Annotated in this window: 22 protein-coding genes, 1 tRNA gene and 1 pseudogene; 9 read left to right on the forward strand and 15 right to left on the reverse strand. The window is 73.2% G+C overall.

The window, feature by feature from the left end:
* Nucleotides 1-70 precede the first annotated feature (70 nt).
* Genes dcd through DZA62_RS04380 form a run of 6 tightly spaced genes read right to left on the reverse strand, consistent with a single transcriptional unit; the run spans nt 71 to nt 5793 of the window.
* On the reverse strand, nt 71-655 hold the full coding sequence (gene dcd / locus DZA62_RS04355) for a dCTP deaminase (protein ID WP_116947588.1): 585 nt from the start codon (nt 653-655) through the stop codon (nt 71-73).
* A gap of 22 nt (nt 656-677) precedes the next feature.
* Nucleotides 678-1316 carry a trimeric intracellular cation channel family protein gene (locus DZA62_RS04360; RefSeq protein WP_198663417.1) on the reverse strand — a complete coding sequence of 213 codons (639 nt, stop codon included), beginning with the start codon at nt 1314-1316 and terminating at the stop codon, nt 678-680.
* Between the two features lie 28 nt (nt 1317-1344).
* Nucleotides 1345-2604, reverse strand: a complete 1260-nt coding sequence (locus DZA62_RS04365) for an ABC transporter permease (protein ID WP_116947589.1) — start codon at nt 2602-2604, stop codon at nt 1345-1347.
* Nucleotides 2601-3272: an ABC transporter ATP-binding protein gene (locus DZA62_RS04370; protein ID WP_116948123.1), complete on the reverse strand. Its 672-nt coding sequence runs from the start codon at nt 3270-3272 to the stop codon at nt 2601-2603. The genes DZA62_RS04365 and DZA62_RS04370 overlap by 4 nt, the downstream gene beginning before the upstream one ends.
* Nucleotides 3273-3289: 17 nt before the next feature.
* Nucleotides 3290-4627, reverse strand: a complete 1338-nt coding sequence (locus DZA62_RS04375) for an efflux RND transporter periplasmic adaptor subunit (RefSeq protein WP_116947590.1) — start codon at nt 4625-4627, stop codon at nt 3290-3292.
* Complete coding sequence (locus tag DZA62_RS04380; protein ID WP_157987469.1) at nt 4624-5793, reverse strand: hypothetical protein; 1170 nt, start codon at nt 5791-5793, stop codon at nt 4624-4626. Before DZA62_RS04380 ends, DZA62_RS04375 begins: the two co-directional genes overlap by 4 nt.
* 100 nt (nt 5794-5893) lie before the next feature.
* Between DZA62_RS04380 and DZA62_RS04385 the strand changes: the two genes are divergently transcribed.
* The 3 genes from DZA62_RS04385 (at nt 5894) to DZA62_RS04395 (ending at nt 8877) form a co-directional block, all read left to right on the forward strand.
* Nucleotides 5894-6598, forward strand: a complete 705-nt coding sequence (locus DZA62_RS04385; protein ID WP_116947592.1) for a response regulator transcription factor — start codon at nt 5894-5896, stop codon at nt 6596-6598.
* On the forward strand, nt 6588-8579 hold the full coding sequence (locus DZA62_RS04390; protein WP_116947593.1) for a sensor histidine kinase: 1992 nt from the start codon (nt 6588-6590) through the stop codon (nt 8577-8579). Before DZA62_RS04385 ends, DZA62_RS04390 begins: the two co-directional genes overlap by 11 nt.
* Nucleotides 8580-8803: 224 nt before the next feature.
* Nucleotides 8804-8877, forward strand: a tRNA-Gly gene (locus DZA62_RS04395).
* 90 nt (nt 8878-8967) lie between these two features.
* Here the strand turns inward: DZA62_RS04395 and DZA62_RS04400 are convergent.
* The 4 genes and pseudogenes from DZA62_RS04400 to DZA62_RS04415 form a co-directional block, all read right to left on the reverse strand.
* Nucleotides 8968-9171: pseudogene (locus DZA62_RS04400) on the reverse strand (DNA alkylation repair protein); the annotation flags it as partial.
* 6 nt (nt 9172-9177) lie between these two features.
* A complete protein-coding gene (locus DZA62_RS04405; protein ID WP_116947594.1) occupies nt 9178-9465 on the reverse strand; it encodes a DUF1905 domain-containing protein in 288 nt (95 codons plus the stop codon).
* Between the two features lie 9 nt (nt 9466-9474).
* On the reverse strand, nt 9475-10224 hold the full coding sequence (locus DZA62_RS04410) for a glycoside hydrolase family 16 protein (protein ID WP_198663419.1): 750 nt from the start codon (nt 10222-10224) through the stop codon (nt 9475-9477).
* A gap of 27 nt (nt 10225-10251) precedes the next feature.
* Nucleotides 10252-10782 (reverse strand): GrpB family protein, encoded by a 531-nt coding sequence (locus DZA62_RS04415; protein WP_116947595.1) that lies wholly within the window; start codon nt 10780-10782, stop codon nt 10252-10254.
* A gap of 44 nt (nt 10783-10826) precedes the next feature.
* On the opposite strand from DZA62_RS04415, the gene DZA62_RS04420 reads away from it, so the two are divergent.
* Nucleotides 10827-14060 carry a BTAD domain-containing putative transcriptional regulator gene (locus tag DZA62_RS04420; RefSeq protein ID WP_116947596.1) on the forward strand — a complete coding sequence of 1078 codons (3234 nt, stop codon included), beginning with the start codon at nt 10827-10829 and terminating at the stop codon, nt 14058-14060.
* Here DZA62_RS04420 and DZA62_RS04425 read toward each other — a convergent pair.
* Nucleotides 14045-14584, reverse strand: a complete 540-nt coding sequence (locus DZA62_RS04425) for a dihydrofolate reductase family protein (protein ID WP_116947597.1) — start codon at nt 14582-14584, stop codon at nt 14045-14047. The genes DZA62_RS04420 and DZA62_RS04425 overlap by 16 nt on opposite strands.
* Before the next feature lie 117 nt (nt 14585-14701).
* On the opposite strand from DZA62_RS04425, the gene DZA62_RS04430 reads away from it, so the two are divergent.
* Nucleotides 14702-15454, forward strand: coding sequence for a GNAT family N-acetyltransferase (locus DZA62_RS04430; protein ID WP_198663420.1), 753 nt, complete (start codon nt 14702-14704; stop codon nt 15452-15454).
* 44 nt (nt 15455-15498) lie between these two features.
* On the opposite strand, the gene DZA62_RS04435 is transcribed toward DZA62_RS04430, so the two are convergent.
* Both DZA62_RS04435 and DZA62_RS04440 read right to left on the reverse strand, forming a co-directional pair.
* Nucleotides 15499-16095 carry a hypothetical protein gene (locus DZA62_RS04435; protein WP_157987470.1) on the reverse strand — a complete coding sequence of 199 codons (597 nt, stop codon included), beginning with the start codon at nt 16093-16095 and terminating at the stop codon, nt 15499-15501.
* 85 nt (nt 16096-16180) lie between these two features.
* Complete coding sequence (locus tag DZA62_RS04440; RefSeq protein ID WP_198663421.1) at nt 16181-17182, reverse strand: aldo/keto reductase; 1002 nt, start codon at nt 17180-17182, stop codon at nt 16181-16183.
* 190 nt (nt 17183-17372) lie between these two features.
* Between DZA62_RS04440 and DZA62_RS04445 the strand changes: the two genes are divergently transcribed.
* Nucleotides 17373-17963, forward strand: coding sequence for a dihydrofolate reductase family protein (locus tag DZA62_RS04445; protein WP_116947600.1), 591 nt, complete (start codon nt 17373-17375; stop codon nt 17961-17963).
* Here DZA62_RS04445 and dinB read toward each other — a convergent pair.
* Nucleotides 17960-19150 (reverse strand): DNA polymerase IV, encoded by a 1191-nt coding sequence (gene dinB / locus DZA62_RS04450; RefSeq protein ID WP_232827256.1) that lies wholly within the window; start codon nt 19148-19150, stop codon nt 17960-17962. The two genes, DZA62_RS04445 and dinB, sit on opposite strands and share 4 nt — an antisense overlap.
* Nucleotides 19151-19244: 94 nt before the next feature.
* On the opposite strand from dinB, the gene DZA62_RS04455 reads away from it, so the two are divergent.
* The 3 genes from DZA62_RS04455 to DZA62_RS04465 are packed head-to-tail and all read left to right on the forward strand — an operon-like array spanning nt 19245 to nt 21411.
* The gene (locus DZA62_RS04455) at nt 19245-19838 is read left to right on the forward strand and encodes an ArsR/SmtB family transcription factor (RefSeq protein WP_116947602.1); all 594 of its coding nucleotides are present in this window, start codon (nt 19245-19247) and stop codon (nt 19836-19838) included.
* 2 nt (nt 19839-19840) lie between these two features.
* Nucleotides 19841-20584 (forward strand): SRPBCC family protein, encoded by a 744-nt coding sequence (locus tag DZA62_RS04460; protein ID WP_116947603.1) that lies wholly within the window; start codon nt 19841-19843, stop codon nt 20582-20584.
* Nucleotides 20585-20610: 26 nt separating this feature from the next.
* Nucleotides 20611-21411 carry an alpha/beta fold hydrolase gene (locus DZA62_RS04465; protein WP_116947604.1) on the forward strand — a complete coding sequence of 267 codons (801 nt, stop codon included), beginning with the start codon at nt 20611-20613 and terminating at the stop codon, nt 21409-21411.
* Between the two features lie 7 nt (nt 21412-21418).
* On the opposite strand, the gene DZA62_RS04470 is transcribed toward DZA62_RS04465, so the two are convergent.
* Nucleotides 21419-22000 carry a DnaJ family domain-containing protein gene (locus DZA62_RS04470; RefSeq protein WP_116947605.1) on the reverse strand — a complete coding sequence of 194 codons (582 nt, stop codon included), beginning with the start codon at nt 21998-22000 and terminating at the stop codon, nt 21419-21421.
* Between the last annotated feature and the right edge of the window lie 23 nt (nt 22001-22023).

Genomic DNA, 22023 nt, shown 5'->3' on the forward strand with positions numbered 1-22023 from the left:
TACTGCATGGGGGCTCGGCCTCCTTGCCGGTGACACAGGTCTGGCGACTCATATTACTCGCGAGTAACCGCTACACGCTGTCGACCCTCGTCCGGTGGAAGTTCAGGTACGACCGGCTCGGCGTCGGGCCGCGCTGCCCCTGGTAGCGCGAGCCGTGCCGCTCGGACCCGTACGGCTCCTCGGCCGGGGACGACAGCTGGAAGAAGCAGAGCTGGCCGATCTTCATGCCCGGCCACAGTTTGATCGGCAGCGTCGCGACGTTGGACAGTTCCAGGGTGACATGGCCGGTGAACCCGGGGTCGATGAACCCGGCGGTCGAGTGCGTCAGCAGACCCAGCCGGCCCAGGCTCGACTTGCCCTCCAGCCGGGCCGCGACGTCGTCGCCGAGCGTCACCGCCTCGTACGTCGACGCCAGCACGAACTCACCCGGGTGCAGGACGAACGGTTCGCCGCCGTCGGGCTCGACCATGCGGGTGAGGTCGGGCTGCTCCTCGGCCGGGTCGATGTGCGGGTAGCGATGGTTCTCGAACACGCGGAAGTACCGGTCGAGCCGGACGTCGATGCTCGACGGTTGGATCATCTCCGGGTCGAACGGGTCGAGCGCGACCCGTTTGGACTCGACGGCGGAGCGGATGTCCCGGTCGGAGAGCAGCATGTGTGGACACTACCGAACGAGGTCAGGCGTCCGGGGTCTGACGGTGGTAGGCCAGCGGCGCGCGCCAGCCGTGCCGGACGGCCAGGGCCCGCAGCGCGAACGTCACGACGCTCGCGGAGACGCCCGTCCAGACCGACAGCGCGTCGAGCCACCACAGCACGGCCGTCGCCGCGGCGCCCACCATCGCGGGCAGCGCGTAGATGTCGTCGTAGCGGAACAACGACGGCACCTCGCGTGCCACGACGTCGCGCAGCAGGCCGCCGCCGACGGCGGACGTCACGCCCAGCAGCGCCGCGGACACCGCCGGCACGCCCGCGGCCAGCGCCTTCTCCGTGCCCGTGACACAGAACAGGCCGAGCCCGGCCGCGTCGAACAGCAGCAGCGTGCGCCGGAACCGCGAGACGTGCGGGTAGAACAGGTAGACGACGCCGGCGGCGAGCACGACGGGGGCGAGGTACACCGGGTGCTCCAGCGCTGCCGGCCGGACCCCGATGATGACGTCCCGGATGACGCCGCCACCCAGCCCCGTCATCCCGGCCAGCAGCGCGCTGGCGACGACGTCGAACCCCTTGCGCGCCGCAAGCAGCGCCCCGGTGACCGCGAAGAAGAACACTCCGACGAGGTCGAGAGCGAGCTGGGTCCGCTCCGCGAAGATCTCCACCGGACCAGCATCGGTCCTCAGCCGCCACCTAGCCGCTGCGCAACGCGGCGATCGGCTCGATGGCGGACGCGCGCCATGCCGGGTAGGCGCCGGCCGCGAGCCCGATCAGCCCACCGAGCAGCGGCGCCACCAGCGCCAGCCGGATGTCCAGCAGCGGCGTCCAGTCGCGCACCACCGACACCCCGACCGTCGCCAGCACGCCTACGGTGGACCCGATCAGCCCGCCGAGGAACCCGACGATCCCGCTCTCGATCAGGAACTGCCCGGCGACGTGCGACCGGCCGGCCCCCACCGCCCGCCGCAGACCGATCTCGGAGACCCGCTCGAGCACGGACAGCAGCGTGACGTTCGCGATGCCCAGGCCGCCGACCAGCAGCGCCAATCCGCCGAGGGCCAGGAACAGCCCGTTGACGTCGGCCGACACGTTGTCGCGCAGCGAACCCGGGGCGGGCGGCGCGTTGACGTCGAGCAGATCGGGGTTGTTCGGATCGATGGCGATCGGCGCCTGCCGGCCGATGAGCTGGGCGGCGCCGAGGTCGGTCCGGACCTCCAGCACCTCAGGCGCCTCCAGCCCGTAGAGCTCACGCGCTGTGGTCATCGGCATGATCACCGAGTCCTGCAGCTCGGTCCGGTAGTCGACGGCGTCCAGGATCCCGATGACGGTGAACGCGCGGTCGCCGATGAAGATCGACGGCTGGGAGTCCACCCGGTTGATGCCCAGCCGGTCGGCGGCGTACCGGCCGAGGACGACGACGGCATCGCCGCGCTCGTCGTGCCCCTCGTCGAAGAATCGCCCACCTGACAGCCGCGCGCCGAGCGCCTCGAACAGCCCCGCCGACGCGGCCGCCACGGGCACCGTCTGCTCCTGGGTCCCGTACGGCACGCCGCGCACCGGGTCGCCGGCGACGTCGACGGTGGCGAACGTGCCGGCCGACGCGACGCCGGCCAGCCGCTTCATCCGCTCCGGCGCATCCCACGGCAGCTGGGTCAGCGCGACCTCGCCGTCGGGCCCGTCGGTCTCCCCCGGTGCGACGGTGACCCGCGTGGCCGCGACCTGGTCGAATCGCTCGGTGATCTGCCCGGCAGCGGTCTGCCCGAGCCCGATCGTCGCCACCAGCGCCGCGATGCCGAGCACGGTGCCCAGCGTGGTCAGCGCCAGCCGCGACGGCCGGGCGGCCACCCCGGCGAGCGCTTCGCCGAGCAGGTCACGCAGCCGCATCCGGTGGCCGCCGCGGGTCAGCCGCTGCCGTCCACCGGCGCGCCGCCGCGGCAGGCGCGGCCGCCTCATGCGACCACCTCGGCCTCGACGTCGGCCATCACGCCGTCGACGATCCGCACCCGCCGCTGCGCCCGCCCGCTGACGCCGTCGTCGTGCGTGATGACGGCGAGGGTGAGGCCCTCGGCGTGCAACTCGTCGAACAGGGCCAGCACCGACGCCGCGTTGCCGGAGTCCAGGTTGCCGGTCGGTTCGTCGGCCAGCAGCAGGCTGGGCTGCGCGACGAGAGCGCGGGCGATGGCCACCCGCTGCCGCTCGCCGCCGGACAGCGTGATCGGGTCGAAGTCCAGCCGGTGCCCGAGCCCGACCCGCTCCAGCGTCGCGACGGCGCGCGCCGTCCGTTCCCGCCGCGGCACCCGCAGGTAGATCATCGACAGCTCGACGTTCTCCAGCACGCTGCGGTGTGGCAGCAGGTGGAAGGCCTGGAAGACGAACCCGATCCGCTCGCCGCGCACGCGGGTGCGGCGCCGCTCGGACAGGGTGCTGACGTCGACGCCGTCGAGCCGGTAGACGCCGTGCGACGGCCGATCCAGCAGGCCGAGCAGGTGCAGCAGCGTCGACTTGCCCGACCCCGACGGGCCGATGATCGACAGGTACTCGCCCTGCGAGATGGTGAGGTCGACGTCGCGGACGGCCTCGACCCGCGGCGGGCCGGCGAACACCCTGCCGACGCCGCTCATCTCGACCACCGGCGGCGTCACTCGTCGCTCCCGTCACCGGAGTCGTCGCCGCCGTCGCCGACGACCACCAGGTCGCCCGCCTCGAGCGTGTCGTCGACGGCGGTGACCTCGGCGTAGCCCTCGGCGGTCAGGCCGACCTCGACCTCGACCAGCTCGGGAGCACCGTCGCGCATGACCTCGACCCGTGTCTCCCCGCCGGGTCCGGCGGTCAGCGCGGCCAGCGGGACGGCGAGCACGTCGCCCTCGGTGCTCTCGATCGGCACGGTGAGGCGCACGTTCTGGCCGCGCAGGGCCTCGGCCTGCTCGGGCGTCAGCTCGCCGGGCGTGACGGCGACGTCCCAGCCGGTGGCGCCGTCGCCCTCGGCCTCGGCGATGCCGGTGATCGTGCCCGGCACCAGCTCGCCGGTGGGCAGCTCGATGGATACGGCCTGGTCCACCGCCAGCAGCTCGTGGTCGGCCTCATCCACGTTCGCCGTCACGACCAGGGAGGCACCACTGACGGACATGACGGCGCCGTCGACCTGGCCGCCGCGGCGCACGTGCACCTCGTCGACGCGACGCGGCAGGCTCGGCACGAACACCACCTCGGAGGCGGGCAGCGGTGTGCCGGCGGCGGCCGCGGCCTCGTCACGGGCGGTCCTGGCCTCGGCGAGCTGCTCGCGGGCGTCGTCCAACGCGTCGTCCAGCGCGTCCTCGTCGACCGGAGCGTCCGGCGGGGCGGAACCCGCGTCGTCGACCGCGTCCTCGGCGTCCTCGACCACGTCCTCGGCCTGGTCGACGGCGTCGTTCGCCGCGTCCAGCTCGGCCTGGGCCTGCGGGTCGGGCGCCGGCGGCTCGTAGCCGATCCGCTCGAACAGCTCCGCGACGGCGTTCCCGGTCGACATGGTGTACTCGTCGTCGACCTTGCCCGGGTCCAGCCCGAGGCGGTCCAGAGTGACCTCCAGCTGCTCGACGTCCGGGCCGCTCATGCCCGGTCGCAGCGAGCGGTACATGGGCAGCTCGCCGGCCAGCGCGATCAGCGGCCGGCCGACGATCTCCAGCAGGGCCGCGCCCTCCGCGATCTCCGCGCCGACCTCCGGCACCTGGCCCGTGACGATCGGCGGGGTCTCCAGCCCGCCGGTCTCGGGCGTGACGTCGACGGCGCCGGCCGCGGTCACGTCGCCGCGGGTCACGACCTCGCTGTTCAGCGTGCGCGCCTCAACCGGCACCGTGACCTCGGACGCCTCGGGCGCGGCCGTCCGCGCGATGGCGTCGGCGGGTGAGGTGATGCGGGTGCCGGCGAAGATGCCGGCACCCAGGGCGATGACCGCAGTACCGCCGACGACGAGCAGGGTCCGGCTGCGCGCTCTGCTCACCCGACGCCACCGGCGTTGCCGGCCGGGCCCTCGGCCATCGCGTCGCGATAGCGCTCCAGCTCGGCCCGGTGCTCGTCGACGAAGTCCTGCTCGAAGCCCCACGCGACGTCCTGCTGGATGTCGGCGAACTCCTGCTGCTCGCAGTCGTAGTCGGCGGTCGCGACCGCGGTCTCGTACTCCTGCAGTTCGGCCAGCGCCTCCTCGTCGACGTCGGCCTCGTCGGGGCCGCCGCCCACCGTGACGCTCGCATCGCCGCTGCTCGCCTCGTCGTCGGCCGGCTGGTCGTTCCAGCCGTAGAGCTCGCTCATCTGCTCCATGACCGAGTCCTCGGGGTCAGTGGTCGCGTCGAACTCGCTGTAGCCGGCCTGGGCCATGCACGCCGCCCACGCCTCGCTCGCCTCGACCATGCGCGGGTCGCTGTCGATGCGCTGGCGCAACGCGTCCAGGTCCTCGAACAGGCCCTCGAACTCACTGAAGTCCGGCCCCATCAGCTGGCCGTCGTCCTCGCCGTAGACCTCGGCGCGAGCCTCGCCGTGGCAGCCCTGGTCCTCGGGTGCGGACGGCGCGCCGCCCTCGACCGGCGCCGGCTCGACCGAGACGGCGCCGCCGCCGGACACCTGCACCCCCTCGCCCCAGAGGGCGATGTGGTACTGCTCCAGCGCCGCCTCGGACAGGCCCTCGCGGATCGCCTCGTTCGGGTCGGCGGACTCCTGCTCCTCGTCCTTCACCGGGTTCATCAGCGTGGTCATGCCGTAGCCGTACTCGCGGGCGAACTCGTCCGGCGGCAGGGCATAGGCGTCCGCGAACGGATCGTCGCCGGTCTCGCCGCCGAACGGGTCGACCGGGATGTACTCGAAGCCGGCCTCCTCCATGCAGACGGCGACCAGCTCCTCGACCTGGCGCATCTTCTGGCGATCGTCCTCGTCCAGGTCCGCGGCCGAGAAGGCGACCGTCATGCGGCCGCCGCCGGCGAAGCCGGAGTTCTCCCCCATGTACTCCTCCAGCGGGCTCAGCTCCTCGCCGTCGCCGCTCGCCTGGTCCGCGGAGTCGCCGTTCGTCCCGTCGTTCTGGCCGCCGTCGCCGTCGTCGTCGCCACAGCCGGTCAGGGCCAGGCCCGCCACGCAGGCGAATGCCAGCAGCCGGCCCCGTGCTCGCCAATTCGTCATGCCAGCAGGGTGCGAAAGGCGCTGTGAAGAACCTGTGAAGGAGCCGTCAGATCCGCGCTCTTCACAGGTTCCTGACAGGTTCCTGCCACACTCGAATGTCATGGGAGCCCGGATCCTCGTGGCCGAGGACGACGTCAAACAGGCCGAGCTCGTCCGCCGCTACCTCGAGCGCGAGGGTCACTCCGTCGTCATCACGCACGACGGTCGCACCGCGCTGGACGAGGCCCGGCGGCGCCGGCCCGACCTGCTGGTGCTCGACGTGATGATGCCGCGCGTCGACGGCCTGGACGTGTGCCGCATCCTGCGCACCGAGTCCGACACGCCGATCATCATGCTGACCGCGCGGTCCACCGAGGACGACCTGCTGCTGGGGCTCGACCTCGGCGCCGACGACTACGTCACCAAGCCGTACAGCCCTCGTGAGCTGGTCGCCCGGGTGCGCACCATCCTGCGCCGGGCCGAGCGGCACCGGAGCGCCGACGCGCGGCTGCGCATCGGCGACCTCGTCGTCGACACCGCACGGCACCAGGTGTTCGTCGACGGCGGCGAGATCGACGTGACGCCGGCCGAGTTCAAGATCCTGGCCTGCCTGGCCGCGGAGCCCGGCCGGGTGTTCCCGCGGCAGAAGCTGCTGGAGCAGGCGTTCGGCTTCGACCACTACGCGCTGGACCGCACGGTCGACGTGCACGTCATGAACCTGCGGCGCAAGATCGAGACCGATCCGGCGGCGCCGGCGTTCCTGCTGACGGTCTACGGCGTCGGCTACAAGATGGCCGATCAACCGGGGGTGCGCGATGCGTCGTAGCCTGTTCGTCCGCCTGCTCGTGCTGTCGCTCGGCGTGGCGGTCATCTCGATCACCGCCACGGCCTGGCTCACCACCCAGAGCACCAGCCAGCGGCTGCGTGGCGAGTTCGAGCGCACCCTCGACGCCGACTCGTACGTCTACCAGAGCCTGATCGGCTACGCGCAGAACAACGACTCGTGGGACCGCGCCGGCCGGCTGGTCGACGAGCTGGCCGACGCGACGGGCAACCGGGTCGCCCTCACCGATCCCGACGGCAACGTGCTGGCCGACTCCGCCGGGTCCGGTGGCGACGCGCCGCCGCTGCCGTCGACGCCGACCGCCGAGGTCGACCCCATGGCCCCGATGGGGCTCATGGCCGGCGGGTTCTCCATGACGTCAGCCATGCCGCTGGCCGTCGACGCCTGGGCCGGCGGCGGGACGGTGGTCGAGAACGACGTGTCCGGCACCGCCACCGCCGATCCCGGCGGCGGGGCCGCGGCGCCGGACGAGCTCGTCAGCATCCAGGGCGAGGGCACCGAGCTGAGCTTCATCAGCGCCACCGGCCCGATGACGATGCCGATGGACTGGCGACTGACCGAGCAGGAGGCCGACACGCGCGAGCGCCTTGCCGCCGAGGCCAACACCTGTCTGCAGGGGCTCGGCGCCGAGGGGTTCATCGTCAGCCCCTACGGCGCCGTGCTGCAGACGTCGGCCGAGCCGGTCGGCACGGTCCTGGGCACGCCGGCGCAGACGTCCGGGGTCGCCCCGATCGACGCCGGGGTCCGCGACTGCGTGCCGCCCGAGCTGTCGAGGGCCAGTGCGGCCAGCCAGGCACTGAACCGCGAGGAGGTGCGGCTGGCCGAGCAGTGTCTGGCGGCCGCCGGCATCACGGCCACCCGCACACTCGCTCCGGACACCGGCCTGATCCAGCTCTCCGTCGACTCCGGCGACTCGACCGCCCTCGACGCCTTCGCCGACTGCTCCGTCCGGGCGAACGAGCTGGCCATGGAGCCGTACCTCGCCGATCCCGCGCTGCTGTACATCGGCTCGACCGACCGGTTCGACGCGTTCTCCGGCGACGGCTGGGTGCGGACGGTGCTCACGGCGCTCGGCGTGCTCGCGGCCGCCACCGGCATCACCGTCGTCGCCGGCCGGCGGTTGTCGCACCCGATCCGCACGCTTACGGCGGCGGCCCAGCGGCTGGCCTCCGGCAGTCGCGGCACCCGGGTGAAGGTGACCGGCCACGACGAGGTGGCCCGGCTGGGCCACGCGTTCAACGCCATGGCGTCGTCGATCGAGGAGAACGAACGCCAGCGCAAGGCGATGGTCAGCGACATCGCGCACGAGCTGCGCACGCCGCTGGCCAACGTCCGCGGCTACCTCGAGGCGGCCGAGGACGGCGTCGTGGCCATGGACGAGCAGCTGGTGTCGTCACTGCTCGAGGAGTCCACGCTGCTGCAGCGGCTGATCGACGACCTGCAGGACCTCGCCCTCGCCGACGCCGGCATGCTGCGCGTGCACCGCGAGGACACCGAGGTCGCGGAGCTGACCCGCCAGGTGGTGGCCGCGCACCAGCCGTCCGCGTCGGCCTCGTCGGTGGAGCTGGTGGTCGCCGCGCCGTCGGCCGTCGTCGCCGACGTCGACCCGGTCCGGCTGCGCCAGGCCCTGGGCAACCTGGTGGCCAACGCCGTCCAGTACTCCGGCACCGGCAGCACCGTGCTGGTCCGGGTGTCGCACGACATCGTGTCCGACGAGGTGGTGCTGGCCGTGCGCGACGACGGTCCCGGCATCGCGCCCGAGCACCTGGAGCACCTGTTCGACCGCTTCTACCGCACCGACACCTCCCGCACCCGCGCCACCGGCGGCAGCGGCCTGGGACTGGCCATCACCAAGCACCTGGTCGAGGCGCACGACGGGACCGTGACGGTGTCCAGCATGGTCGGCGCGGGGTCGACGTTCACCGTCCGGCTGCCGGTGCGGGCGCCCGTCCCGGCCGCGTGATCAGCCGAACGCGACCTCCGGGAGCCAGGTGACCAGGCCCGGGACCAGCGCCAGTGGCGACAATCGTTTGCCGCGTTGTCACGAGGTGGGCCCGTTCGACGCGACACCGGCCCAGCCCTGTGGGGCTGGTCAGCCGACGCTGCGGCCGCAGCGGGCGGTGGAAGTGTGCACCATCCGGGAGAACCGGTATGCTCGGCGACGTGCCGCCTCTACGGGCGGCATCTGCGGATGTAGTTCAATGGTAGAACTCCAGCTTCCCAAGCTGATAACGCGGGTTCGATTCCCGTCATCCGCTCCAGGGCATCATGGCCGTCGCCGGCACACCATCTCGGCGATCCAGACGGGCACATACGGAGACGTGCAGCCCGGCGACGTCGGGTCATCCTTGAGCGAGGAGTCGCGCCGCGGTGTCGCCGGTCTCCCAGAGCCGGCGAGCGCGTTCCTGCTGCGTCTTCAACCGCTTGGCGAGCGCGCGCAACCTGCTGAGGTCGGCACCGTGATCGTCACCGTGTCGCTCGTTCACCTCGCGCGCTCTCGGGTCCTCGAGGGCGGCGAGCACGGCCAGCACCTCGGCCACCGTCGTCTCGGTCATCGCGGGTCAGACGTCGACGAACAGGGTGATCGTGACGACGTCGCCGATGTGGAGGTCCTCGCCCCGCCGCACGACGTCCTTGAGGGGGACGAGGTAGCCGCCGTCCTTCGGGTAGAGCGACGTGGTCCATTCGGTGCCGTCGATGCGGGCCCGCACCGGGATCATCCCCCAGCCGTACGTCACCATCGCCGCCGCCTCCGCCAGTTCGGCGCTCTCGTCGGCGGGCACGGTGACGAAGTGGAACGGCGACGGGCCGCGCCAGTGCCAGATCTCGCCGCTGAACTCCAACTCCACGCGGCGAGCCTAGACCTGCTGCAGCGGCTCGCCGCTCACGTGCGTCACGATCAGCTCCGGCACATCGCCGTCGGAGCCGCCGCGGGCGGGGAAGTCGAACACGCCGAGCATCAGCTGCATGGGGTAGTCGGGCGCCTGGTGCACCACGCGCACGACCCGGCCGTCGACGCTGAAGGTGACGCGGCCCGGCCGCCAGTCGACGCCGTAGTGGTGGAACTCGGAGACCTCCAGGTCGAGCCACGGGGTCGCGAAATCCTCGTGCAGCAGTGGGTCGCGGAACGCGTGCACGCCCATGCCGACGTCGTGGGCCGCCGATCCGAAGACCTCCATGACGCAGATCTCGCCGGACCGCTCGGGCCGGTCCTCGACGCCGGACAGCCAGAACGCCACCATCGACCGCTCGGTCACGACGCCGCGCATCCGCGCCTCGAACCGCCCGTAGGTCGGCGTATAGCCCCAGAACGGCGGCTGCTCCTCACGCACCGTCAGCCCGGGCACGAACGGCTGCTGCCCCACCGTGCCACCGGCGGGTCCGGAGAACGCGCCGGTCTGCAGCGCCGACACCCGCAGCGGTTCCTCGTGCCGGTCGGCGCACCACAGGTCCTGCTCCGGCGGGATCGACAGCCGCAACTCGCCGTCGCTCACGGAATACGTCGCGGCCGACTCGGCGCGCGAGCTCCAGTGCGAGAGATAGAAGGGGAACCAGACGCTCGTGTCGAGGTCGTCGCCGCCGAACCGTTCCTCCATGCGCACGGCCATGCCCGATCGTAGCCCCGCCCCCGGACATCACTCCCAGACCGTCACCGACGGCAACCCGCGCCCGGCCCGCGCGGCGTCGACCAGCTCCTGAACGAGGTCGGTCTTCGCCCGCGTGTACTCGTCGGAGTCCTCCGTCCGCGCGGCGAGGCCCCGCTTCAGCGCGCCGTACCGGGCGGCAGCCTCGGCGTGCTCCCGCAGGTGATCGCGGAGCAGCCGCTCGTTGCGGGTCTCCCAGGTGTCGGCGGTGACGACGTGCAGGTGGTGGGTACGCCGGCCGCTGTCGCCGTCGCGCGGGTAGAACAGCCGCCCTCGCATGCCGGTGTCGAGCCGGCGGTACCCGAGCGCGACCAGCGCGTCCTCGCGGGCGGTGACGGCGTCCAACGACGACACCGACGCCATGAGGTCGATGATCGGCTTGGCCGCGAGGCCGGGCACCGACGTGCTGCCGATGTGCTCCAGGTCGTCGAAGAGGCCGGGCAGTGCCGCCCGCAGCTCGCGAACCGCGGCGTCGGCCTGCGCCGGCCAGCCCGGGTCGTAGTCGCGCACCTCGATCGTCATGGGCGCCACGCTAACCCCGCCGCGGGCGTCGTTAGGGTGAGCGCATGCGTTTCGGCGTCCTCGGCCCGCTGGCCGTCTGGACCGACGACGGTGTCGGCGTCACCGTTCCAGGGGTGAAGGTGCGGGCGCTGCTGGCCGCTCTGCTCGTGCGGCAGGGCCGGGCCGCCTCGGCCGACGGGCTGGTCGAAGACGTCTGGGGCGACGACGCGCCGGCCAACCCCGGCGCGGCGCTGCAGGTACGCGTCTCGCAGCTGCGCAAGGCCCTCGACGACGCCGAGCCGGGCGCCCGCGACCTCGTCGTGTCCCGCGCCCCGGGCTACGCGCTGGAGACCGACGCCGTCGACGCCGTCCGCTTCGCCGGCCTGGTCGCCGAGGCGCAGTCGAACGACGACCCCGCCCGGTGCAAGGAGCTGCTGACCGAGGCGCTCGGCCTCTGGCGCGGCCCGGTCCTGGCCGACTTCGCCGACCACGAGTTCGCCGGCACCGTCGCCTCCGGGTGGGAGGAGCGGCGGCTGGCGGCGGTCGAGCTGCTGGCCGAGGCACGGCTGGAGCTGGGCGAGCACACGGTCCTGGCCGCCGAGCTGGCCGCGCCGGTCGCCGACCACCCGTTCCGCGAGCGGCTGCGCGCCGTCCACCTGCGGGCGCTCTACCGGGCCGGGCGGCAGCGCGAGGCGCTGGACGGCTACGAGGAGTTCCGCCGCGGCCTCGCCGACGAGTTGGGCGTGGATCCCGGGCCGGAGCTCGCCGCCCTGCACCAGGCCATCCTCGAGCAGGATCCGACGCTGGCGCCGGAGCGGGAGCCGCGGCCGCGCACCAACCTCCCGCCCCCGCCTCCGCTGATCGCCCGCGACGGCGCGCTCGCCGACCTGCGCGACCTGTTGGACAAGGAGCGCCTGGTCACGCTGACGGGGCCTGGCGGCGTCGGCAAGACCCGGCTGGCGACGGCGGCGGCCCAGCCGCTCGTGGACGGCTACGACGACGGCGGCTGGCTGGTCGAGCTGGCCGCGCTGGAGCGGCCGCATCCCCGTCGCGCAGTCGACGACATCGCCGAGCTGACCATGGCCGCGCTCGGCATCCGCGACGCCGCCGACCCGGGCGATCGGCCGGCCACGCCGGCGGACCGGCTCGCCGAGGTGCTGCGCGACCGCCGGATGCTGCTGATCCTGGACAACTGCGAGCACCTCGTCGAGCACGCCGCCGCCCTCACCGAGCGGCTGCTGCGCGCCGCGCCCGGCGTCACCATCCTCGCCACCAGCCGCGAGCCGCTCGGGCTCAGCGGCGAGGTGCTCTGGGACGTCCCGCCGCTCGACCTGCCCGACGCCGACGACCACCTCGCCGAGTCGGGCGCCGTGCGACTGTTCGTCGAGCGGGCGACGGCGTCGGCGCGTGGCTTCACGCTCGACGCGTCCACCGGGCCGGCCGTGGCCCAGCTGTGCCGCCGGCTCGACGGCATCCCGCTCGCGCTCGAGCTGGCCGCGACCCGGGTCCGCGCGCTGGGTGTGCACACGCTGCTGGACCGCCTCGACGACCGCTTCCGCGCACTCGGCAGCGGCCCGCGCGACCGGCCGGCCCGGCAACGCACGCTGCTCGCGGCCATCGAGTGGAGCTGGAACCTGCTGGAACCCGACGAGCAGACCGTGCTCCGGCGACTGGCCGTGCATGCCGACGGCTGCACACTGGCCGCCGCGGAGGCCGTCTGCGCTGACGACGGCGACCTCGACGTCCTCGATCTGCTGGCCCGGCTGGTCGACCGGTCACTGGTCGTGGTCGACGAACGGGCCGGCGGGCCGCGCTACCGGCTGCTGGAGTCCGTCGCCGCGTACGGCGTCAACCGGCTGCACGAGTCCGGCGAGCACGCCGTCATCCGGGCCCGGCACGCCCGCCACTACACCAGGCTGGCCGAGCGGGCCGACGCCGAGCTGCGCGGTCACGGTCAAGGCGAATGGCTGCACACGCTCGACGTCGAGTCGGCCAATCTGCGCGCGGCGCTGGACACCGCCGAGCGGCTGGGCGACGCCGAGTTGGCGCTGCGCCTGACCAGCGCGCTGGCGTGGTACCGGCTGCTGCGCGGACGGCCGACGGAGGCCCGCCGCGCACTGGGGACGGCGCTGGCGATCGTCGGCGACGCGCCACCGGCCGTCCGTGGCCAGGCGCTCACCTGGCGCACCGGCATCATGATCCTGCAGGGCGACCAGAGCGACTGGGCGGAGCGCTGCGAGGCGGCGCTGCGCTCGTTCGACGAGACGCGCGACGCCGCCGCGCGGGCCCGCGCGGAATGGTTCCTCTGCCACGCGACGTTCGACCTCGGAGACGCCGCCACCACCGAGCGGCTGCTGAACGGCGCCGCCGCGGGGTTCGCGGCGAGCGGCGACCGCTGGGGCGAGGCCGCGGCGCTGACGCTGCGGGCCCGGCGGGCGCACGTCGAAGGCGACCCGGCGGCGATGGAGACCATGGCGTCGCAGGCCGTGCGGATCTTCACCGAGCTCGGCGACGGCTGGGGCGTGCTGCAGGCGACCGACTGGCTGATCGGGCAGGCCGACCTCACGGGCGACTACGAGCGCGCCCGACGGCTGTGCGCCGACGCGCTGACCCGGGCGGAGGCGCTGGGCCTGTGGCCGGAGGTGGCCGGGGTGCTGTCGTGGCTGGCCTGGATCGACGTGCAGACCGGCGACCACGCCTCCGCCCGCGAGCACGGTGAACGGGCGCTGCGGCTCGCAGCCGAGCACAGCGGCCACTTCGCGCAGGTGTTCGCGTCGCTCGGCGTGTGCTTCGCGGCGCGCCGGTCCGGCGACCTCGACGCCGCCGAGGAGCTGCTGACCCGCCTGATGCAGGGCGCCGAGGAGCAGGCCGAAACGGCCGGGATCGCCTTCTACACGCCGATGGTGCTGAACGAGCTCGGGCTGCTCACCGCCGAACGGGGCGACCCCGCCGCGGCGCTCGACCTGCACCTGCGCTCGCACGACGCCGGCGTCGAGATCACCGCGGGCCGCGATCAGACGGCCGCGCTGGAGGGTGCGGCCGCCGCCCTGGCGCTGGCCGGAGCGGCGCACGACGCCGCCGTCGTGCTCGGCGCCGCCGTGGCCGCCCGCGACGCCAGCGGGTTCCCGCTGTCACCGGCCGAGCGGCTGGAGGCCGAGCGCGTCACGGCGCTGGTCCGCTCGGCGCAGGACGACGCCGCGTTCGAGGCGGCCGTCGCCGACGGCGCACGCATGACCGGCGCGGCCGCCCGGGTCCTCGCCGGGCGGCCGCGCACGGGTCCGGATCACTTGGGCGCGTAGACGCCCACGATGATGCCGGACTCGAACACCGTCTGGTCGATCAGCTTCAGGTGCGTGACGTCGAAGCCGTCGCCCAGCCGGTACCCGTCGCCACCGGCGATGACCGGGTACGTCCAGAAGTGGTACTCGTCGACCAGCTTGTGCTCCAGCAGCGCGCGGTCCAGCTCGCCGGTGCCGTACTTGATGATGTTCTCGCCGGGCTGCTGCTTGAGCTCGGCGACGGCCTGAGCGACGTCGCCCTCGAGGGCCTGGGCGTTCCACTCCAGCTTGCCGCTGAGCGTGCGGGACGCGACGTGCTTCGGCAGCGCGTTCATACGGTCGGCGATCGGGTCGCCGGCCCGCGACAGCCAGGCCTCCTTGAAGCCGTCGTAGGTCTCGCGGCCCAGCAGCATCGCGTCGGAGCCGTCGACCAGCTTCGCGTTGTAGTTGTTGTGCTGCTCGTCCCAGTAGGGCTGGCCCCAGACGTGCGGCTCGCCGATGCAGCCGTCGAGCGTGATGAAGGTCGACTCGATGATCTTGCGCATGATGTCCTCCTGTTGTCGTCGTTCTCGATGACCCCAACGATGCCGGGACCTCCTTACGGTTTCCTTCAGGTCCCCGCCTCCGGAGCGGAAGAAGGCGGAAGTGGCACAATCCGCCGCATGCCCGCGCACCTGATCGTCGAGCCGCTGGACCGCCGGCCGGACCTGGCCGCGATGCCGTCCCGGCTGCCCGCCCTCTGGCCGCCGTTCATGCAGCAGGACCCGACCGCCAACCTCTATTACCCGGACGTCGAGACGAACCACCCCGAGCACGTGCTGGTCGCCTACGAGGAGCCGGACACCCCGATCGCGCTCGCGTACACCGTCCCGTTCGAGTTCGGCAGCGAGCACCGGCGGGAGCTGCCGGACGACGGCTGGGACGGCGTCATCCGCTGGGCCGCGCAGGACCGCGACCGCGACACGCCGCCGACGCTGGTGTCGGCGCTGGAGATCTCCATCCGGCCCGACCGCCGCGGCCAGGGACTCGCCCAGGTGCTGCTCGCGGCCATGCACGCCAACGTCCGCCGGTTGGGCTTCAGCGAGCTGGTCGCGCCGGTGCGGCCCAGCGCGAAGCACCTCGAGCCGCACACCCCGATGCGCGAGTACGCCCGCCGCACCCGCCCCGACGGCCTCCCGGCCGATCCGTGGTTGCGCGTGCACGCCCGCGCCGGCGCGACGATCCTCGAGATCGCGCCACGGTCGATGGTCATCGCCGGCACGCTCGCCGAGTGGCGCGAGTGGACCGGCCTCCCGTTCGACACCACCGGCGCCGTCGTGGTCCCCCAGGCGCTGGTCCCCGTGCACTGCAGCGTCGAGCACGACTACGCGGTCTACGTCGAACCCAACGTGTGGATGCGGCACCCCATCGGCTGAACGCGCCGTGCGACCGCCCGCCCGGCGGATGCGCCCGGCGAGCGTCAGCGGTCGGCCTGGTGGTACTCCAGGCCGGCGCCGGACGGCATCAGGTACGCCGCCCAGCGCTCGGCCGGCGGCTGCCCGCCCAGCGACCGCGCCGTCGTCAGCCCGGCGACCTCGGGACCGATCAGCGCCAGCCGGAACGGCACCGTCGCGTGCATCCGTGCGCCGATACCGGCCAGCCAACGGTCCAGCGGCCGCCGCCACAGCAGGGAGTCGCCGCCGCGGAACGGGAAGGCGGCACTGCGCGGCTCGGCGAGATCCAGTGCGCCGACCGGGATGTAGAACACCAGCCAGTCGGTGCCGGACACCTGCCGGACGGCGCGGACCCCGCACACGACGGTGCGCCGCCGCGGCAGTGCGACCAGCCCGGCCAGCCGGCCGTGTCGTTGCAGCGCCGCCACGGTGCACGGCGCGTCGGCCCACGTGCGCGGGTCGTCGCGGTGCGCCGCCTGGCATCCGGCGACGTCCGCGGCCGCCCACAGCGTCGTCAGCGCCGCCTCCAGCCGGGCGTCGTCGCGCTCGCCCAGCTCGACGGCCAGCTCGTAGGCACCGCCGAGCCAGAGCGTGTCATCTCGCAGATCGGAAGCGTCCGCCACCACGGGGACCATCATTCCGGCTGGACGACCCTCATGGGGGCGGTTTCCGGACAACTCGGGCCACGATGCCGTCCGGACGCGACGATCAGGGGCGCACCGGCCCGGTTCCGGTGTCGTTCGCCGTGACGGCCGCGGCGATGTCGTCGAGGTCGGCCGCGTCGAGCCGGAGCCCGGCGGCGGCGATCCAGCCGTCGACCTGGCCCGGCCGCCGTGCTCCGACGATGGCGGCGGTGACCCCGGGCACGTGCAGGGTCCAGGCGACCGCGAGCGCCGCGACGCCGACGCCGTTGCGCTCCGCGATCGGCCGCAGGTCCTCGACCAGCCCGAGGTTGCGCCGCAACCCGTCGCCGGTGAACTGGCCGTCGCGGCTGCGCCAGTCGTCGGCGCCCAGCGCCGCGGCCCGCTCGGCGGTGAACGACCCGGTGAGCAGGCCGGAGGCCATCGGGCTGTAGACGATGACGCCGGTGTCGTGCGCGGCCGCCCACGGGATGACGTCGGCGGCGGCGGCGCGGTGGATCAGGCTGAGCGGCGGCTGCAGCGCGTCGACCGGCCCGGCGGACTCGGCCGCGTCGAGCTGCTCGACGTCGTGGTTGGACAGCCCGGCGGCACGGATCTTGCCCTCGTCGACCAGCTCGCGGAACGTCTGCCAGTACTCCTCGACCGGGGTGTCGTCGCCGGCCGGCCAGTGCATCTGGAACAGGTCGATGCGCTCGACGCCCAGCCGCCGCAGCGAGCTCTCGACGTCACGGCGGATGCTGTCCGGCGCGCCGACGCGGGTGGCCGGCTTCGACCGGTCGGCCGGGTCCCAGACCAGCCCGCCCTTGGTGAACACGTACGGGCGGTCGTCCGGCGGGAGGTCGCGAAGTGCCCGCGCCACCACCTCCTCGGAATGCCCGAACCCGTAGACGCCGGCGGTGTCGATCCAGTTCACGCCCGACTCGACGGCGTGCCTGATGGCCTGGACGGAATCGTCGTCGTCCTGAGCGCCCCAGCCGTTGGTCCAGTCGGCGCCGCCGATGGCCCAGGCGCCGAAGCCCACGCGGGTGAGGTCCATGTCAGTACGGCCCAGCCGGGCGATCTGCAGCATGCCGCCAGCTTCCGACGGCCGGGGCTGCGGTGTCCAACACGAGAAATCGATCGACCCGAGAAGCCCCGGTCATCAATACCCCAGCGAATCGGCCACCATCCCCAGGACGTCGGCCCGGGCCTTGCCGAAACAGTGCCCATGGGACACGGTTCATGCGGACGGGAACAGTGACGGCTGGACGGAGGAACCCGTGTCCGCATCCGTGCTCTACATGTCCGTGTCCGTCGACGGCTACATCGCCGCGCCGGACGACTTCCTCGGCGGCCCCGAGGGTCATCGCCTGCACGAGTGGTTCGCGCCGGGCGGCGAGTTCGCCGAGGTGACCGGCCCGGCCGGCGTCCTGATGGACGAGATGGCGGCGACCGGGGCCGTCGTCACCGGGCGGCGGACGGCCGAGTTGATGGACCACTGGGGCGGGGACCTGCACGGCGTCCCGATCTTCGTGGTCAGCCACCGGCCGCCGGGCCCGGCCGCCCGGTTCGGCTACCCCATGGTGACCTACGTGACCGACGGCGTCGCCAGCGCCGTCGAACAGGCGAAGGCCGCCGCCGGCGGGAAGAACGTGCACGTCCAGGGCGGCTATACGGCCCAGCAGGCGCTGGCGGCCGGCGTTCTGGACGAGATGGAGATCAGCCAGGTCCCGGTGCTGCTCGGCGCCGGGCGCCGGCTGTTCGACCTGCTGCCGGCGCAGATCGAGCTGGACATCGTCCGGGTCATCGACACCCCGGAGGCCACCCACCTGCGCTACCGGGTGCGGCGTGACCAGGGCGTGTCTCCCTAGTCCGGCAGCATCGGCATGACGACGCCCTCGTCCCGGTTCAGCAGGACGGCCCGGGTGACGGCGCGGGTGCCGAACCGGTTGCGGACGTCGTCGACGGTGGCGTCGAGCACGCTGCCGCCGTGACGGTCGATGGGCAGCGGCAGCTGCAGCGGGTCGTCGTCCTCGAGATTGCTCAACGCGACGCCGACGAGCGTCAGCCCGCGCTGCTCGATCGTGGGCGCCACCGCCGCGATGAGGTTGCGCGTGACGGTGAGCAACTGGCCGGTGTGCGACGTCGGCTCGGCCAGCGTGTGCGAGCGCGTCGCACGGGTGTAGTCGTCGAAGCGCAGCCGCAGCACCACGGTGCGGCTGACCCGATGGGCGGCCCGCAGCCGCCGGGTCACCCGGTCGATGATGCCGACGACGACGGCGTCCAGCTCGGCCGGCGTTCGCCGCCGGCTGCCCAGCGCGTGCTGCGACCCGATGGAGTGGCGCCGCACGCCGACGACGACGCGGCGCGGGTCGCGGCCGATCGCCAGGGCGTGCAGGTGCCGGCCGGCCGCCGGGCCGATGATGGCGACCAGCGAGCGCTCCGCCACCCGGGCGACGTCGCCGACGGTGAGGATGCCCCGCTGGCGCAGCTTGACCGCCGTCTTCTCCCCCACACCCCAGAGCCGCTCGATCGGCAGCGGGTGCAGGAACGCCAGCTCGCGGTCGGGCTCGACGACCAGCAGCCCGTCCGGTTTGGCCACCGCGCTGGCCACCTTGGCCAGGAACTTCGTGCGGGCCACGCCGACGGTGATCGGCAGCCCGACGGTCCGGAGCACGTCGGCACGCAGCCGGGCAGCGATCTCCGGCGGCGACCCGGAGATCTTCGCCAGCCCGCCGACGTCGAGGAACGCCTCGTCGATGGAGAGACCTTCGACCATCGGCGTGGTCCGCCGGAACACCTCGAAGACCGCCTCGCTGGCCGCCGAGTAGGCCGACATGCGCGGCGAGACGACGACCGCGTCGGGGCACAGCCGGCGCGCCTGCCGGCCGCCCATCGCCGTGCGCACCCCGCGAGCCTTGGCCTCGTAGCTGGCCGCCAGGACCACGCCCATGCCGACGATGACCGGCCGGCCGCGCAGGTCGGGGTCGTCGCGCTGCTCGACCGACGCGTAGAAAGCGTCGAGGTCGGCGTGCAGGATGGTCGCCCGACTGGCCACGAACACATGTTCGCATCAAAAGTCTCAAGAGCCAAGACCTCCGACAGTCTGACTAGCCTTGACAAATTGATTTGTCGGTGACAGGCTTCCCGACATGCAGGACGTCACGGTGATCGAGGACCCCGCAGCGGCGGAGGCGTCGCTGGACCCCATGCGAACCCGGCTGCTGGCCGAGCTCGCCGAACCCGGGTCGGCCACCATGCTGGCCGCACGCGTCGGCCTGGCCCGGCAGAAGGTGAACTACCACCTGCGCACCCTCGAACGACACGGCCTGGTCGAACTCGTCGAGGAGCGGAAGAAGGGCAACGTCACCGAGCGCGTGCTCCAGGCGACCGCGGCGTCGTACGTCATCTCGCCGACGGCGCTCGCGGCGGTACAGCCCGACCCGTCCCGCGCGCCCGACAAGCTGTCCGCCCGCTGGCTGCTGGCGCTGGCGTCGAAGCTGGTCCGCGACGTCGGCCTGCTCATCACGGCGTCGGCGAAGGCGCGCAAGCGGGTGGCCACGTTCGCCATCGACGGCGAGGTGCGCTTCGCCTCCGCCGCCGATCGCGCCGCGTTCGCCGAAGAGCTGGCCGGCGCCGTCACCACACTGGTCGCCAAGTACCACGACGAGTCCGCCGCCGGCGGGCGCACGCACCGCGTCGTCGTCGCCGTCCACCCGAGTGTCGACACCCCGAAGGAGTCCTGAGCATGGGTCACCGGTTCGAGTCCGCCGAGCAGGGCGACCTCGACGCCACCCCCGAGCAGATCTGGCAGGCCATCGCCACCGGTCCCGGCATCGACTCGTGGTTCATGGGCCGGGCCGAGGTCGAGCCCGGGCCCGACGGCAGCGTCCGCCTCGACTTCGGCGGCTACGCGCCGACGCACGACGTCACCGCCTGGGAGCCCGGCAAGCGGCTGGCCTACGGCAGCGAGCCGGCGCCCGACGGCCGGTTCGTCGCCTACGAGTTCCTGCTCGAGGGCCGCGACCGCGGCAGCACGACGCTGCGGGTGGTGGCCAGCGGCTTCCTCCCCGGCGACGACTGGGCCGACGAGTTCGAGGCGATGTCGCGCGGCCACGAGATGTTCTTCCGGACGCTGTACGAGTACCTCGCGCACTTCGCCGGCCGCACGGCCACGCCTGTCACGGCGTTCGGCCCGCCGATCGCCGATTGGGACCGCGCATGGGCCACGCTGCGGGGCGAGCTGGGGCTCACCGCCCCGGCCAGGCCCGGCGACGACGCCCACCTGCGGCTCGCGGACGGCGCAGCCGTCGACGGCGTCGTGTACTACGTCAACGCCGACACCCTCGGCATCCGCACCGACGATGCGCTGTTCCGGTTCATCAAGGGGTTCCGCGGTCCGATGATCGCCGCCCATCACGTCTTCGCCGACGACGCGCACCGCCACACCGACACCGCCTGGCAGGCCTGGCTGGCCCGCGTCTTCGGCTGATCCGACCCAGAAGGAGAGTCACGCTCATGTCCAGCACCGTCACCTCGGCCGACGGCACCGCCATCGCCTACACGAAGGTCGGCTCCGGCCCGCCGCTGATCCTCGTCGACGGCGCCATGTGCTATCGCGACTTCGGCCCGATGGCCGACCTCGCCGACGGCCTGGCCGCCAGGTTCACCGTCTACCTCTACGACCGGCGCGGGCGTGGCGAGAGCGGCGACACCGCGCCGTACGCCGTCGACCGTGAGGCCGAGGACCTCGAGGCGCTGATCGCCGCGGCCGGCGGCGAGGTGTTCATGTACGGCTGCTCGTCCGGCGCCGCGCTGGCACTGGAGACGGCGAAGCGGCCCGGCTCCGGCGTCACGAGGCTCGCGCTCTACGAACTGCCTGCCATCACCGACGACACCGGGAAGCCGTGGCCGGCCGACCTGGTGTCGCGCACCGACGAGTTGGTCGCCGCCGACCGCCGCAGCGACGTCGTCAAGCTGTTCATGAAGACCGTCGGCACGCCGTCGATCGTCGTCGCGATCATGCGCCGCACGAAGGCGTGGAAGAAGCTGATGGCCGTCGCGCACACCATCCCGTACGACTACCGCGTGCTCGGCGACACCGGCTACGGCAAGCCGTTCCCTGCCGACCGGTGGTCCGCGGTGACGCAGCCGGCGCTCGTCATGGACGGCGGCAAGAGCCCTGAGTACATGCGGGGCAGCCAGCGCCGGCTCGCCGAGGTGCTGCCCAACGCGCAGCACCGGACGCTGCCCGGCCAGACGCACATGGTGAAGGCGGCCGCGCAGGTCCCGGTGCTCGCGGAGTACTTCAGCGAGTAGGGGCCGGTCAGGGCGTTCGGCCGGTCCGCCGGCCGAGCTGCCGGCGCCACCAGTTGAGCCAGGTGTAGGGGCTGAGCGGTTTGCGGCTGTTGCGGCGGGCCTCCTCCGCGGCGGCGCGCTCGGCCGCGGCCGCCTGCGCCGCCGCGGCGGCGCGCTCGGCACGCACCTGCTGTTCGGCGGCCATGCGCTCGGCCCGGGCCGAGCGCCACTCGGTGACCACGGCGTCGGCGTCGACCAGCGCGACCGGGATGTTCGGGCCGGACGGCGCGCGCAGCCACTGCATGATGCGCTCGTTCAGCTCGTCGACGACGTCGCGGACCGTCTGCTCGGAGCGGACGTCGCGGAGCGCCTCGGGTAGCTTGTGGATCTCTTTGCGCAGCCGCAGCGGCGTCGGCAGCAGGGCATCGGTGGACTCGCCCTCGCGGGCCAGCTTCTCGCGGATCCAGCTGTACTCGTCGCCCGGACGGCGGGGCGGCAGCGGCTTGCCGGCGAGCGGCAGGTCGTCGAACTCGCCGCGTTCCTGAGCCTCGCGGACCTGCCGGTCGATCCACGATTCGAAGCCCATGCCGGGCGGTTTGCGTTCCGCCATGGCTCCATGATCGCAGCCCGGGG

The organism is Jiangella endophytica, assembly GCF_003427025.1.
GTDB lineage: Bacteria > Actinomycetota > Actinomycetes > Jiangellales > Jiangellaceae > Jiangella > Jiangella endophytica.